This is a genomic window from Bradyrhizobium tunisiense, from assembly GCF_042263385.1.
Taxonomy (GTDB): Bacteria; Pseudomonadota; Alphaproteobacteria; order Rhizobiales; family Xanthobacteraceae; genus Bradyrhizobium; species Bradyrhizobium tunisiense.
In genome coordinates this window covers 995,980-1,008,986 of the sequence record NZ_JBHLEV010000002.1, presented here as the reverse complement: position 1 = coordinate 1,008,986, position 13,007 = coordinate 995,980, and the positions used below count along the sequence as shown (strand labels likewise).

General features: G+C 66.7%; 15 protein-coding genes. All 15 read left to right on the top strand.

Annotated features, from left to right (window positions below; genetic code table 11):
• Nucleotides 1-19: 19 nt before the first annotated feature.
• Nucleotides 20-1,180 (top strand): helix-turn-helix domain-containing protein, encoded by a 1,161-nt coding sequence (locus ACFDR6_RS12135; protein WP_375858416.1) that lies wholly within the window; start codon nt 20-22, stop codon nt 1,178-1,180.
• 2 nt (nt 1,181-1,182) lie between these two features.
• Entirely contained in the window at nt 1,183-1,833 is a 651-nt protein-coding gene (nusG, locus tag ACFDR6_RS12130; RefSeq protein ID WP_375858415.1) for a transcription termination/antitermination protein NusG, read from the top strand.
• 308 nt (nt 1,834-2,141) lie between these two features.
• Nucleotides 2,142-2,741: a DUF1441 family protein gene (locus ACFDR6_RS12125; RefSeq protein WP_375858414.1), complete on the top strand. Its 600-nt coding sequence runs from the start codon at nt 2,142-2,144 to the stop codon at nt 2,739-2,741.
• A complete protein-coding gene (locus tag ACFDR6_RS12120) occupies nt 2,741-4,720 on the top strand; it encodes a phage terminase large subunit family protein (RefSeq protein WP_375858412.1) in 1,980 nt (659 codons plus the stop codon). Before ACFDR6_RS12125 ends, ACFDR6_RS12120 begins: the two co-directional genes overlap by 1 nt.
• Before the next feature lie 2 nt (nt 4,721-4,722).
• Nucleotides 4,723-4,962: a DUF6148 family protein gene (locus ACFDR6_RS12115; protein WP_375858411.1), complete on the top strand. Its 240-nt coding sequence runs from the start codon at nt 4,723-4,725 to the stop codon at nt 4,960-4,962.
• A 2-nt stretch (nt 4,963-4,964) separates the two neighbouring features.
• The gene (locus tag ACFDR6_RS12110; RefSeq protein WP_375858410.1) at nt 4,965-6,584 is read left to right on the top strand and encodes a phage portal protein; all 1,620 of its coding nucleotides are present in this window, start codon (nt 4,965-4,967) and stop codon (nt 6,582-6,584) included.
• Entirely contained in the window at nt 6,581-7,504 is a 924-nt protein-coding gene (locus tag ACFDR6_RS12105; RefSeq protein WP_375858408.1) for a S49 family peptidase, read from the top strand. Before ACFDR6_RS12110 ends, ACFDR6_RS12105 begins: the two co-directional genes overlap by 4 nt.
• A gap of 30 nt (nt 7,505-7,534) precedes the next feature.
• A complete protein-coding gene (locus tag ACFDR6_RS12100; protein ID WP_375858407.1) occupies nt 7,535-8,128 on the top strand; it encodes a hypothetical protein in 594 nt (197 codons plus the stop codon).
• A gap of 86 nt (nt 8,129-8,214) precedes the next feature.
• A complete protein-coding gene (locus ACFDR6_RS12095) occupies nt 8,215-9,000 on the top strand; it encodes a hypothetical protein (protein ID WP_375858406.1) in 786 nt (261 codons plus the stop codon).
• A gap of 105 nt (nt 9,001-9,105) precedes the next feature.
• Nucleotides 9,106-10,065, top strand: a complete 960-nt coding sequence (locus ACFDR6_RS12090) for a Mu-like prophage major head subunit gpT family protein (RefSeq protein WP_375858404.1) — start codon at nt 9,106-9,108, stop codon at nt 10,063-10,065.
• A 116-nt stretch (nt 10,066-10,181) separates the two neighbouring features.
• Complete coding sequence (locus ACFDR6_RS12085) at nt 10,182-10,733, top strand: hypothetical protein (RefSeq protein WP_375858403.1); 552 nt, start codon at nt 10,182-10,184, stop codon at nt 10,731-10,733.
• 3 nt (nt 10,734-10,736) lie between these two features.
• Nucleotides 10,737-11,063: a head-tail joining protein gene (locus ACFDR6_RS12080; RefSeq protein ID WP_375858402.1), complete on the top strand. Its 327-nt coding sequence runs from the start codon at nt 10,737-10,739 to the stop codon at nt 11,061-11,063.
• A complete protein-coding gene (locus tag ACFDR6_RS12075; RefSeq protein ID WP_375858401.1) occupies nt 11,063-11,830 on the top strand; it encodes a hypothetical protein in 768 nt (255 codons plus the stop codon). The genes ACFDR6_RS12080 and ACFDR6_RS12075 overlap by 1 nt, the downstream gene beginning before the upstream one ends.
• Complete coding sequence (locus ACFDR6_RS12070) at nt 11,830-12,294, top strand: hypothetical protein (protein ID WP_375858400.1); 465 nt, start codon at nt 11,830-11,832, stop codon at nt 12,292-12,294. The genes ACFDR6_RS12075 and ACFDR6_RS12070 overlap by 1 nt, the downstream gene beginning before the upstream one ends.
• 40 nt (nt 12,295-12,334) lie before the next feature.
• Nucleotides 12,335-13,006 carry a phage tail tube protein gene (locus tag ACFDR6_RS12065; RefSeq protein WP_375858399.1) on the top strand — a complete coding sequence of 224 codons (672 nt, stop codon included), beginning with the start codon at nt 12,335-12,337 and terminating at the stop codon, nt 13,004-13,006.
• Nucleotide 13,007: the final 1 nt, after the last annotated feature.

The window sequence follows — 13,007 nt, the reverse complement described above, 5'->3', positions numbered from 1 at the left end:
CGAAATCTCAAGGCATCACGTGTCCAATCCTCGTCTGTCGATCATTCCCGCGGGGGCGGTGACTGATCGCTCGCTCGAACCGCGCGACCTGCAAACGCTGTGTCTGCTCGGCCGTCACATTGATCGCGCCGGCTGGTGCACGCGCAGCCAGGTCCGTATGGCTGGCGAGCTGGGATGCGGCCGCGCCACGCTGCAGCGCTCGCTCGATCGGCTCTATGACGCTGGCTGGGTGGAGAAGCGGCGGCGCGATGTCTGGCGGCCGGAAGATTCGGCGCCGTCGTCGAGCTATGCGTATCGCGTGAGGCTCGACCGGGACGATGTCGACCTGAAAGGCCTCGCGAGCGACCCCGATGATGCCGACGACGCGAGCCATGCGGAAATCGCGGAAGTGCCGGAAATCGGGGAGGGGGTGCCCGCTGGTGGGCAGGGGTGCCCGTCCATGGGCACGGGTGCCCATCCTAGCACGGGCACGGGTGCCCACACATACGCGGGCACCAAGAACGACCCCTTAGAACGACCCCTTAAAACGAATGAGAGAGACGCGGGCGCGCGGGCGCGTGATCGCAAGGAACGCTTCAAGGCTGAATTCCGCAAGCGATGGCCGACCGCAGCTGTCGACGATCGCCAGCGCACTGACTACGCCGCCGACGCTCTGACGCCCGACGAGGAAAGGGCGGCGCTCGACGGCATTGCCCCGTTTCTCGACGAGCTGAAGCGCCAGGGCCGGAAGACCGTTCCGGCGGGTTGGCGCTACATCGAGGAACGACGATGGACCTTGCTCCGGGCTGGCGAAGGCGCTGCCGAGGGCGGACCATCCGCATCACCGATCGACGAGGCCTCCGAGGCCGGTCGGGCCATCGCCGTGCTCTACGCGGTCGCCAGGACGCGGCCCTTCGTCAGCAATGGCCGCGTGGTCTATCCCGGCGGCGTCAGCCCGCAGATCCTCGCCTTCGCCGGCGTTGCCGACAAGGCGGCTTGGCAGTGGATCACCGACCGCCAGCAGATCGCCGCATGGCGCGCATTCCTCGCATCGCACGTGCGCGGCGGCAGGCCCGAGCTGCTCGAAAAGCGCGGCGATGAAATGGGCTTCTACGCGCCCGGCCCATGGCCGCCGCGCAAGGACGGTGGCTGGCCGGAATCGGCCGCGGCGCAAGCATCACAGGCAGGGGGAGACGAATGAACATGCACTACGAGATTGGGCAGTTTGTCGGCTACGTACCGGCCGACGAGCCGGTCGCCGTGCCCGTCGCACCGCAGCGCTGGTGTATGCTGAGCGTTACGCCCGGCCGCGATGCGCGCGTCGTTCGCCGGCTGCTCGAGCGTGGCATCTGTGCCTATTCGCCGACCATCGTGCGCTATGTAGATCGACGGACGAAGATCGAGAGTCGCAAGCCGCATCTCGGAAAGCGCGTTGAGCGTCCGTTTCTTGCCGGCTTGGTGTTCGTTCCGGAGTTCGACGTGCACAATCCAGCAATCAAGCGAATCGACGACGTCGGCGATTGGCTGACGGTCATCGAGGACGATGGGCCTCGTTTCGCCTCGCTCAGGCCTGCGGATATGGCTATTGTGCGACGCCTTATGGCGGCCGAGAACGCACCGTTCGGAATGCGCGACTATGAATTGCAGCAGATGGTCCAGATTGTCGACGGGCCGCTCGCCGGCTTCGTGGCGCAGGTTAGGCGTCTTGACTCCCATAGCCGACTCACTGTCTTTGTCGACGCCATGCGCGGCGCCTCGGTGCAACTGTCCGAGGCGCAGGTCGAGCCGGTCCCTGCAGGTCAGTCCTGTAGCACGGCGGGCCGTCGGAAGCCGAAACGCTCCGAGCGCCGCTGACTCAGGTCAGTGTGCGAAGCATTCGGAAATTCGTTTCACATGAAACCGAGCCCGGCCATCGTGCCGGGCTTTCGTGTGTCTAGGATGTACGGCGGTCGGATCTACGCTCGCCGTTGCCCTCCTTGGGCGTTTCCTCCCTATGACTTAGCCCGCGTCCGGACCGAACCGGCGCGGGCTTTTTCGTTTGGCCTCGCGGGTCCCTCTGGCGATCCAACCCCACCGCGGGTAATTCGCACCGCGACGTTTCGGTAGCCGGAGCATGTTCGGGCTGACCTGACTCACCTGACATAGGTGTGATGGGACCTGACATGTTCGATAACGCGGCCAGCTCGGCCGCCGCCGGTGATGGGCTTTGGCTCACCATCTCGGACATTGCTGCGCGCAAGAGCGTCACGAAGCAGACGATTTCGGAGCGCGTGAACAAGCTGGTCGCCGAGCACGGGCTGTCGACGCGGCCCGGCAAGGGCAAGTCCAAGCTGGTCAACCTAGCCGAGTACGATCGCCTGGTCGGCGAGACGACGGACCTGTCGCGCCAGCAGGGCGCCGACACCAAGGCCGCCGATGAGGCGCCGGCGCCGGCGCGGGACGGCACGTTCTCCAAGGCGCAGGCCGATCGCGCCGGCTATGAAGCCGAGCTGAAGCGGCTGGACCTCGAGGAGCGGCTCGGCAAGCTGCTCTCGATCGAGGATGTCACCCGCAGCATGGAACGCTGCGCGGCCGTCATCGTCCGCGAGATCGAGCAGATCCCCGACCATTGCGACGAGCTGTTCGGTGCGGCGTCCAAGGGCGGCGCGCCGGAGCTGCGCCAGGCGTTGAAAGACCTCGTCCGCAAGGTCCGGCTGTCGCTCGAGCAAAACATGCGCGTGCTGCCCGCCGAGGACGATCGTGACGCGGGGGATCATTCGTGATGGTGTCGATGCGCGCCTCGCTCCCGATCATTGCCGGCATCTTCGCGGCCGTGTTTTCGCCGCCGGCGCCGCTCACGCCGTCGGCGTGGGCTAACCAGCATTTCTATCTGCCGGACGGCGAGCGCAAGAGCCAGCTGATCGACCTGTCGCGCACGCCGCATCTGATCGAGCCGCTCGACGCGCTGGGCCCGGACGCGCCCGACAACGAAATCGCGGTGATGAAGTCGGCGCAATCGGCGTTCACCACGCTGCTGCAGATCGCGGCCTGCCATTCGATCGACCGCGATCCCTGCGACATGATGATCGTGCAGCCGACCGACTCGGCGCTCGGCGATTTCAACTCGCAGAAGCTCGGCCGCGCGCTCGAATTGTCGCCGATCATGCGCAAGAAGGTCTTTCCGCAGACCGCGCGCGCCGGCAACGCCTCGAAAACTTACGAGAAAAAATTCTCGCCCGACTGCTCGCTGTTCCTCTCGCTCGCGTCGTCGACCGCGGATCTGCGCTCCAAGACCATCAAGAAAGCGCTGTGCGACGAGATCGACGAATATCCCGCCGATCTGAACGACCAGGGCGATCCGCTCGACATGATCCGGGCACGCCAGATTTCGTTCCTGCGCTCCGGCACGTGGAAGCGCGCCTATTTCTCGACGCCGACCATCAAGGGCGCGTCGTCGATCGAGTCCAAGTTCGAGGCCGGCGATCAGCGTCGCTGGACCATGGTCTGCCCGCACTGCGGCGACGACAACCTGCGGTTCGAGTGGTCCGAAAAGGCGCGGCGCTTCGAGTTCGAGAAGGAGCCGCCGTATCGCGCGCGCTACGTTCCGCCGTGCTGCGGCGCTGTGATCGAGGGCTGGCAGAAATTCGCGGTCTATGCGACGGGCCGCTGGGTCCCGACCGCGCCTGGCGCCGGCAAGTTCAAGAGCTACCACTTCGACGCGCTGTCCTCGCCCTTCGTGCCGTGGGACGAAATCGCCAAGGAGTACGTCGAGGCCGGCGACAATCCGATCAAGCTCAAGGCGTTCTGGAATCTGACGCTCGGATTACCGTTCGAGTTGAAGGGCGACGCGCCGGAATTCGACATGCTGCTCGCGCGCCGAGAGGACTACAAGCAGGGCCACATTCCGCCGCGCGGGCTGCTGTTCGTGGTGGGCGCCGACGTGCAGCACACCGGGATCTGGGTCGAGGGCGTTGCCTTCGCCTCGAACAGCGAGTCCTGGAGCGTCTTTCACGAGTTTCTGGAGGGGGACACCACCGACCATCGCAGTGGCGCGTTCGCCAAGCTGGCGAAGGTGTACGACCAGACTTTCCCCGACGCGTTCGGGGGCACGCGACTCGCCGACTGCGTGGCGATTGACGCGGGTGACGGTGGCCGCGCCAACCAGGTTTTTCGGTTCTGCCGCGGTCGCGCCCGTGCTTTTGCCATCAAGGGCGTGCCGGGCTGGACGGCGCCGGCGATCGGTACGCCGATCCAGGTCGACATCAAGCTGTCCGGCAAGAAAATCAGGAAGGGCGCCACGCTCTGGCCGGTCGGCACCTGGCCGCTCAAGGCAACGTTCTACTCCAACCTGGTCAAGGATGGCCGCCGCGCCGGCGCGGAGCAAGATCCGGACGGCTACTGCCATCATCACGAAGGCTGCGACGAGCGCTACTTCAAGCAGCAGACCGCCGAATATCTGAAGACCTTCGTTCGCCGCGGCCGCACCGTCAAGGAGTGGCAGGAAACCGGCCCGAACCATCTGCTCGATTGCCGGATCTACGCGATGGCGATGGCGGAATATCTCGGCCTGTCGCGGCTCACCGCCGACCAATGGGCCGCCATCGCGAAAGAGCGTGGCGTGCCGCAGGTCCTGCAGCAGCCGGATCTGCTCGCGCCCGACGCCGTCAAGATCGCTGCGGCCGAGCCCGCGCCGGTGCGTCCGCTGCTGACGCGCAAGCCGAAAAAGCGCGGCATGACGATTCACAGCCGAGGGGTTTTCTAGCCATGGCAGGCATCACGCTCGAGCAGGCACAGGCCCAGCTAGACATCTGGCTTGCGGCCTCGCTCGCCGTCGCCGGCAGCCAGAGCTACGAGATCGAGACCGGCAACGGCCGCCGCAAGCTGCAGCGGGCCGATGCGGCCGAGATCCGGCAGCAGATCGCGTTCTGGCAGCAGAAGGTCAGCGCGCTCACACCGCCCGCGGCCGGCGGTCGCCGCCGCACCCGCTACATCGTGCCGGAGTGACCATGGCAAAGCAGCCCATGCAGCAGACGTTCCTCGACCGCGTCGTCGCCGCATTCAGTCCCGAGCGCGGCCTTGCGCGCGCGCAAGCGCGGACCGAGCTCGCCGAGGCGACCGGCGCCGGCGGCTACAACGGCGGCGCGCGCGAGCGGCGGCCGACCAAACGGTGGCGTCCGAAGGATGGTTCGGCCGATGCCGACACGCTGCTCGACCTGCCGGATCTGCGCGGCCGCTCGCGCGATCTCGCGCGTAACGCGCCGATCGCGACGGGCGCCATCGCGACGAATGTGACCAACGTCGTCGGCGACGGCCTCAAGCTGCAGGCGAATGTCGACCACGAGGCGCTCGGCATCACACCGGAGCAGGCCGACGCGATGGAGCGCGAGCAGGAGCGTGAGTGGGAATTGTTCTGCGCGTCCTGCGACTTCACACGCGTGCAATGCATGGAGGAGATCGAGGCGACGTCCTATCGCAGCACGCTCGAGTCGGGTGACCTGTTCGTGCTGCGGCGCTACCGCAAGGACCCGGGCGATGCCTACGGCACCAAGCTGCAGATGATCGAGGCCGACCGCGTCTGCAATCCGAACCGCGCGGCGGATACCGACACCATCGCCGGTGGCGTCGAGGTCAACCGGGATGGTGTGCACGTCGCTTACCATGTCACCAACAAACACCCCGGCGGTCTGCGCGTCGCCGGCCTCGAATGGGAGCGAGTCCATGCGCGCACCGATACCGGTCTGCTGGCCGTTCTGCATCTTTACGACCGCCTGCGCCCGGAACAGACCCGCGGCGTGCCGTATCTGGCGCCGGTGATCGAGTTCCTGAAGCAGCTCACCACCTATTCCGACGCCGAGGTCGACGCCGCGGTCGCGACCGCCATGACCGCGTTCGTGATCGAGGCGCCGGCCGACGACGGGTCCGTGCCGCCCATCGGCGAAACCGACGCGAGCCTTAATGCCAACGAGGTCAAGCTCGGCGGCGCCGCTGTCGTCAGCCTGGCTGAGGGGGAGAAGCTCAACGCCTTCAACCCGCAGCGGCCGAATTCCAACTTCGACCCGTTCGTGATGTCGTTCTGCCGGCAGATCGGCGTCGCGCTCGAGATCCCGTTCGAGCTGCTGATCAAGCACTTCACCGCGTCCTATTCCGCCTCGCGCGCCGCGCTCGAAATGGCCTGGCAGTATTTCCGCCGGCGCCGCACCTGGCTGGCCGCGCGCCTGGTGCAGCCCGCTTACGAATGGATGATGGAGGAGGCGGTCGCCACCGGCCGGCTTAATCGTCCCGGCTTCTTTGCCGACCCGCTGCTGCGCAAGGCCTATTGCGGCGCCGAGTGGATCGGCCCGCAGCGCGCCAGCCTCAATCCGAAACAGGAATCGGACGCCGACACACAGGACGTCGCGCAGGGCTTCAAGACCATCGAGCAGGTCTGCATGGAGCGCACCGGCGGCGAGTTCGAGAAAAAGAACGCACAGCGCGCGAAGGAAGTCGCCATGCGCAAGGACAGCGGCGTGGTTGCGCCGCCGCCGGCCGCCGATCCAAACGCGCCGCCGCAGCAGGATGGGCCCGACGCCGAGCCTGAGGACGGCGACGAGCCGGAGCAATCCCAACCGAAAAGGGCCGCCAAATGACGCTGTTGATGCCGCATATTGCGAGCCGCCTGTTCGGCGCCGAACTGCTGGTCGATCCGGGCAAGCTGCAGGCTTTTCTGATTGGCCTCGGCGCCCGTATCGTCGAGGGCGGCGTGTCGCTGCCCGGCATTGCCGCGGTCAATCATGTCGCGTTCGAGCGCGGCCGTCCGTCGGAGGCGATGGGCAAGCTCGGCGACCCCATCGGCGCGGCGTTCGAGCGCGCCAACGCCGGCGACCGCCTGGTGCAGCGTGTCGGCAATGTCGGCGTCATCGGCGTCGAGGGCACACTGGTGCACAAGGGTAAGTTCATCGGGCAATCGTCCGGCGAAACCTCCTATGAGGGATTGCAGGCGCAGATCGCGCGCGCCGGCCGCGACCCTGCCATCAAGGGTGTGGTGTTCGAGGTCGACTCCTTCGGCGGCGAGGTCAACGGCGCATTCGAGACCGCTGCCATGATCGGCAAGCTGTCGGCGCAAAAACCGACCATCGCGATCCTGACCGACTTCGCGCTGTCGGCTGGTTATCTGCTGGCCTCTCAGGCGCGCCAGATCGTCATGCCGAACACTGGCGCCGCCGGCTCGATCGGCGTCATCACCATGCATGCCGACATGTCGAAAAAGCTTGAGCAGGACGGCGTCAAGATCACGCTGATCTCGTCGGGCAAGCACAAGGCGGACGGCAACCCAACGCAACCGCTGCCCGATGGCATGCGCACCGAACTACAGGCGCGCGTCGACATGCGCCGCGACCAGTTTGCCGCCGCGGTCGCATCCGGCCGCGGCTCGCGCCTGCCGGTCGACAAGGTGCTCGCGACCGAGGCGCGGACCTATCACGGCGAGGACGCTGTCTCGGCCGGCCTGGTCGACGGCATCATCGATCCGCAAGTCGCGTTTTCCGAGTTCGTCAAGAGCGTCAACTAGGCCGCTACAGGCCATCACAAGGAGAAGACCATGAATACCTCTGGATTGGCGGCCGTGCATCTCGCTGCGGCTGCGGCTTCCACCGCACTGCAGCCGCCGCCCGCCGCTCCGGCGGCGGCCGCGACCACCTCGACCGTTGCCGCTGCGCCCGGCGCCGTCACCACCGCGGCGGAGCTCGCCGCAGCCTTCCCGGATCTCTGCGCCGCGATCCGCCTCGAAGGCGCCACCGCCGAGCGCGCCCGCATCCTCGGCATCGAGGCGCACGCCATGGCCGGTCATGAGGCTCTGGTGGCCGCGATGAAAGCCGACGGCGCCGTGACGCCCGACATGGCTGCCGGCCGCATCCTGGCCGCCGAGAAGGCCGCGCGCGGCCAGCAGGCGCAGGCCATCGTCGATGTCGAGAAGGTCACCGGCGGCGTCAAGGCTGCGCCGCAGTCGCATCCGGCGGGTGCGGCGTCGGCTTCCGCTGCGGAGAAGGCCACCACGCCCGAGGGCTGGAAGGCCGAATACGCGGCCTCGCCGCAGCTGCAGGCCGAGTTCGCCTCCGCTGACGATTACGTCTCGCTGAAGCGGGCCGAGGCGTCGGGAAAGGTGCGCGTGTTGGGGTCCCGGGCGGCGAGCTGATCGCCGTCCGCGTTCGACGTTCTGCGCCGCACCGCATTCAGCGCCGGCGTTCCTTCCACAAATCCTAAATTGAAGGACTACAGCCAATGACGACTTTGGCAGCTAACAAGCCGCGCGCGTATGAGGGCGGCAAGGACGTGATCGAGGAAAGCGGCCTTCCTGTGATCGCCGCCGATATCATCTACGAGGGCGCCGCGGTTGGCGTCGTCGATGCGTCCGGCCATGGCCGTCCGCTGGTCGCGGGCGACCGCTTCGCCGGTTTCGCCAACGCCAAGGCCGACAACGCCTCCGGCGCTGCGGCAGCGATCGGCGTCGACCTGCGCACTTCCGGCAAGGTCGAGCTGGCGGTGACTGGCGCGGTCATCACCGATAAGGGCCAGCCGGTCTACGCCTCCGACGATGACACCTTCAGCTTCAGCCCGGTCGGCGGCAGCTTCATCGGCTTCGTGCATCGTTTCGTGTCCGCCGGCATCGTCGTGGTGCGGTTCGATGTCGATGCGCTGCGCGATCCCTGGGGCGGCTACAGCGTCCGCGAGGCGCTCTCGGCCATCAAGACGTTCGATGCCGAGGACAACGGCAAGCTGTTCGTGGTCGACGCCGGCGCCGACAATGCGGCGCTCACGCTGCCCGCGACCGCGGCGGGCCTGACGTTGGCGGTGCTCGCGATCGGTGCGTTCGGCACCACCAAGGTGATGCTTGATCCGAATGCGGCCGACATGATCCTGGGGCCCGACGTCACCGGTGCCGATAACAAGGACCTCATCCTGACCAAGGCGACGCAGCGCCGCGGCGACTACGTCAAGCTGATCGGCGGCGATGCCGACGGCTACATGGTCACGGAGCTGCGCGGCATCTGGGCTCGCGAGGCGTAAAAGCTCGCCATCACACTGCGCGGCGGTCGTTCACCGCCGCGCGCTCTCTTTCCCGGCCGCTCGGCGCGGGCATCACCTTTTCCAGCAAATAGGGAACTATCGCAAATGGACCAGCAGCTTCTGTCCAGCCGTGCCATCCGGGGCATGTATTTCGCGCGGCTCGAAACCGACCCCGGCACCAACTGGCTCGACGGCGTCGCCAACTTCTTCGGCTCCGACCAGGCCTCGGAGACCTATAACTTCCTCGGCCAGACGCCGATGATGCGCGAATGGATCGGCGGCCGCCAGGCCAAGGGTTTCAGCGGTGAGGGCCTCACCATCATCAACAAGCACTATGAGGCGACGCTCGAGATCCAGAAGAAGGATGCGCGTCGCGACAAGACCGGGCAGATCCGCGCCCGCGTCGACGAGTTCGCCGATCGCAGCCAGACGCATTGGGCCTCGCTGACCTCGACGCTGATCGTCAACGGCGCGACCTCGCTCTGCTATGACGGCCAGTATTTCTTCGACACCGATCATGTCAGCGGCGACTCCGGTGCGCAGTCGAACAAGATCGACGCGGACATCTCGACGTTCCCGGCCACGCTGCATGGCAGCGTGACCGATCCCAGCGTCGAGGAAATGCAGCAGGCGATCATCGCCGGCATCGTCGCCATCCTCAAGCTGAAGGATGACAAGGGCGAGCCCATGAACGAGAACGCCTCGGCGTTCCTGGTGATGGTGCCGATCGGGCTGATGAAGGCCGCGCTCGGCGCCGTGTCGCAGCTCGTGCCGGCGATGATGCAGCAGAACCTCAACCCGAACCTTCTGCGTAACTTCAAGATCGAGGTGGTGATGAACGTTCGCCTGACCTCGGCGGGCTGGACCGACAAGTTCGTCATCTTCCGGACCGACTCCCCGATCAAGGCGCTGATCCGCCAGTCGGAGCAGGAGGTCGAGATGAAGATGAAGGCCGAAGGGTCCGAGTTCGAGTTCGACAACGACGCCTGGCAGATGGGCATCGATGCCTGGCGCGGCGTCGGTTACGGCTATTGGCAGCGCGCCGTCCAGGTCACGCTTATCTGATTTGATCCGACTGACGGCTCCTCCCCGGACTGTCCGGGGAGGGTTGTCGCCGATCGCGCGCGTCGCGCTCGCCGACAACCCTGACGTTCGTTCCCATCCATCAAAGGAGACATTCCATGCAGGCTTTCCGCGTCATCGGTCGTGGTTTCAATGTCGGCGCCGGAGCGCTGCTGCTGCTCAGCTCGGCGCAGGCCATCGAGCGCGCGCACAAGCTCGAGCCGCTGCCCGGCGGCGGCCGCGTCAGCGAGGGCTTTGGTCTCGCCCGCGCCAAGGAGACGCAGGCCTTCAAGGCCGGCGAGCTGATCGGCCTCACCGAGCCGCCGAAGGGCCAGCTCGGCCTGGTCGAGGCGATCGAGCCGCCGGCAGGTAGGGGCAAGCGCGACCGCGATGACCCGGTGCTGTCGTTCCTGGATGCGGTGAAGATGCACAACGCCATGGCCGAGCGCGCCGAGGAAGACGCGGCCCGCAAGGCCGAGCGGGATGCGGCCGCGCGGCTTGCCGAGCAGGAGCAGATCGAGACCGCAGCCCGGGAGTCGGCATGGGCCGAGGAGTGGTCGACGACCGAAGCCATCAAGAAGGATTATCCGAAGGTCGGTGACTACGTCGCGGTGCGCCGCAAGGAATTCGCGGATGCGGCCAAGGCCGCCGCCGAGGCTGCCAAGGTCTGACCGATGCCGATCGAGACCGCCGCCGACCGCCTGGTCTTTCTCAGCGTCGAAGAATTCGGCGCCGAGGGCACCTACGCGCCCGCGGCTGGCGGCGGCTCGACCACGATCGCGGGGATCTTCGACCGCCCGTCGATCTCGACCGATCTCAACCAGGTCGCGTCGCTCGACGCGCGCCCGACATTCTGCTGCCGTGCGGCGGATCTGCCTGCTGGCGCCGATGGCGATGCCGGTGATCAGCTGACCGTGACCGGCGAGGGCGCCTTCGAGGTCGTCTCGATCGAGCCGGACGGACAGGGCATGGCGTTGCTGCGGCTGGGGGCGCTCGCCTGATGGTCGCTGTCCGCTATAGGGTCGACACGTCGGACGTGATCAAGGCGCTGCGCAATCTCGCCGAGCGTGATGCGCCGATCGTCACGGCCTATGCGCTGACCAAGACCGCGCAGGACATCAAGGCCGAGGAGGTCGACACCATGAAATCGGTGTTCGATCGCCCGACCCGTTTCACGCTCAACGCGCTTTATGTGAAGCCGGCGACAAAAACCGACCTGGTCGCGGAGGTCTATTTCAAGGATGGTTTCGGCTCTGTGCCGGCCTGGCGCTATCTCGGCCCGCAGGTCGAGGGTGGCGCACGCGTCCATAAATCGTTCGAGCGGGCGTTGATCCGTTCCGGCCTGATGCAGCAGGGCGAATACGCCGTTCCGGGCAAGGGTGCCGCGCTCGATGCGTTCGGAAGCATTTCGGGCGGCACCATCACGCGGATCTTGTCGCAGCTCGGGGCCGCCGAGCAGTCCTCCGGCTACCAGGCCAACGCGACGAATAGCCGGCGCTCGAAAGCCAAGCGCAAAAAGGCCGGTCGTTACTTCGTGCTGCGGCCTGGCGCGGGCGGGCCGGCCGATCGCAACGTGGCGCCGGGCATCTACTACCGCGCGGACCTGCGCGAAATGGTGCCGGTCATGCTGTTCGTGAAGCCGCCGCGCTACCAGAAGCGCTTCCCGTTCTATGAGCGCGCGCAGGTGGTGTTCCAGCAGAAGCTGGTGCCGCGGGCGCGCGAGGGCTGGGACCGTTTTGTCGGCTCCAAACTGAAGAGGGCGGCGTGATGCCGGACCACGTGCGAAAGCAGATCCGCGACGCCGTCGTGACCGGGCTGACCGGCCTGCCGGCGACGGCGGACAGAGTCTATGCCGGGCGGACCCGGCGGCTGCCGGCAGGCCACGAGCCGACGCTGCTGGTCTACACCCGCGCGGAGACGGCACAGCGCGCCGTGCTCGGCCGCCCGCCGAAGATCGAGCGGCGCTGCACGCTGCATGTCGAGGGTCGTGTGTCGACGGCGGCTGCTCCGGATGACCTGCTCGACCAGGTCGCCGCGGAGATCGAGGCCGGCGTCGCGGCCATGATCAACTACGGCACGGCCGTGTTTTTCGGCGGGCTGGCGCAGAACGTCCAGCTCACGGCAACCGAGATCGTGGCGGAAGCCGAAGGCGAGCGTCACATCGGCGGTGTTCGTGTCGAGTACCTGGTGACCTATCGCACCGTTGAGGGCGCGCCGACCGCGGTCGCCTGATTGAATTCGTTTTCAGAGAAAACCCGAAGGAGAGACTGACATGACGGTTGCAGGCATTGGCTACGGCTCGCTGTTCAAGGTGAAGATTGCGGGCGTCTATACGACGATCGGCGAGCAGGCCAACGTGACCCCGCCGGGCATGTCGGTCGACTCGATCGATGCGAGCCACGAGCAGAGCCCGGATGGCACGCGCGAGTTCATTCCTGGTCTTGCCGACGCCGGCGAGGTCTCGGCCGACATCCACTATGTGCCGACCGGAATGGCCGAGGAGCAGCTCTATGCGATGCTGCGCACCACGCAGGAATGCCGCAACGTGTTTCCGAGCGGTGCCTATGTCGATTATAACGCCTTCATCACTGGCATGGAGCCGGACACCCCGATCGACGACAAGATGGTGATGTCGGTGACCTGGAAGGTCACGGGAGCGCCGGTGCGCACCGCGGCCACCGCGCCGACCAACGCAGTACTGCCTGCGATTTCCGGTGCGCTGACTCTGGGCGCCACCCTGACCGCCTATGAAGGCGTATGGGATGACGAGCCGACGTCGTTTACCTACCAGTGGAAGAACGCCGGCGTGACCATCAACGGCGCTACCAGCAAGACCTACGTCATCCAGGCGGGCGACAGCGGCGACGCCATCACGGTCGCGGTGACTGGCCTCAACTCCGCCGGCAGCGCGACCGCGACCAGCGCCGCCGTGACGGCCGCCTAAA

What these genes read in the sequence shown, in the direction of transcription:
- nusG (WP_375858415.1), top strand. Translation starts at nt 1,183, where the DNA reads ATGCACTACGAGATTGGGCAGTTTGTCGGCTACGTACCGGCCGACGAG.
- ACFDR6_RS12100 (WP_375858407.1), top strand. Translation starts at nt 7,535, where the DNA reads ATGAATACCTCTGGATTGGCGGCCGTGCATCTCGCTGCGGCTGCGGCT.
- ACFDR6_RS12085 (WP_375858403.1), top strand. Translation starts at nt 10,182, where the DNA reads ATGCAGGCTTTCCGCGTCATCGGTCGTGGTTTCAATGTCGGCGCCGGA.
- ACFDR6_RS12075 (WP_375858401.1), top strand. Translation starts at nt 11,063, where the DNA reads ATGGTCGCTGTCCGCTATAGGGTCGACACGTCGGACGTGATCAAGGCG.
- ACFDR6_RS12120 (WP_375858412.1), top strand. Translation starts at nt 2,741, where the DNA reads ATGGTGTCGATGCGCGCCTCGCTCCCGATCATTGCCGGCATCTTCGCG.
- ACFDR6_RS12070 (WP_375858400.1), top strand. Translation starts at nt 11,830, where the DNA reads ATGCCGGACCACGTGCGAAAGCAGATCCGCGACGCCGTCGTGACCGGG.
- ACFDR6_RS12105 (WP_375858408.1), top strand. Translation starts at nt 6,581, where the DNA reads ATGACGCTGTTGATGCCGCATATTGCGAGCCGCCTGTTCGGCGCCGAA.
- ACFDR6_RS12065 (WP_375858399.1), top strand. Translation starts at nt 12,335, where the DNA reads ATGACGGTTGCAGGCATTGGCTACGGCTCGCTGTTCAAGGTGAAGATT.
- ACFDR6_RS12125 (WP_375858414.1), top strand. Translation starts at nt 2,142, where the DNA reads ATGTTCGATAACGCGGCCAGCTCGGCCGCCGCCGGTGATGGGCTTTGG.
- ACFDR6_RS12095 (WP_375858406.1), top strand. Translation starts at nt 8,215, where the DNA reads ATGACGACTTTGGCAGCTAACAAGCCGCGCGCGTATGAGGGCGGCAAG.
- ACFDR6_RS12110 (WP_375858410.1), top strand. Translation starts at nt 4,965, where the DNA reads ATGGCAAAGCAGCCCATGCAGCAGACGTTCCTCGACCGCGTCGTCGCC.
- ACFDR6_RS12115 (WP_375858411.1), top strand. Translation starts at nt 4,723, where the DNA reads ATGGCAGGCATCACGCTCGAGCAGGCACAGGCCCAGCTAGACATCTGG.
- ACFDR6_RS12090 (WP_375858404.1), top strand. Translation starts at nt 9,106, where the DNA reads ATGGACCAGCAGCTTCTGTCCAGCCGTGCCATCCGGGGCATGTATTTC.
- ACFDR6_RS12080 (WP_375858402.1), top strand. Translation starts at nt 10,737, where the DNA reads ATGCCGATCGAGACCGCCGCCGACCGCCTGGTCTTTCTCAGCGTCGAA.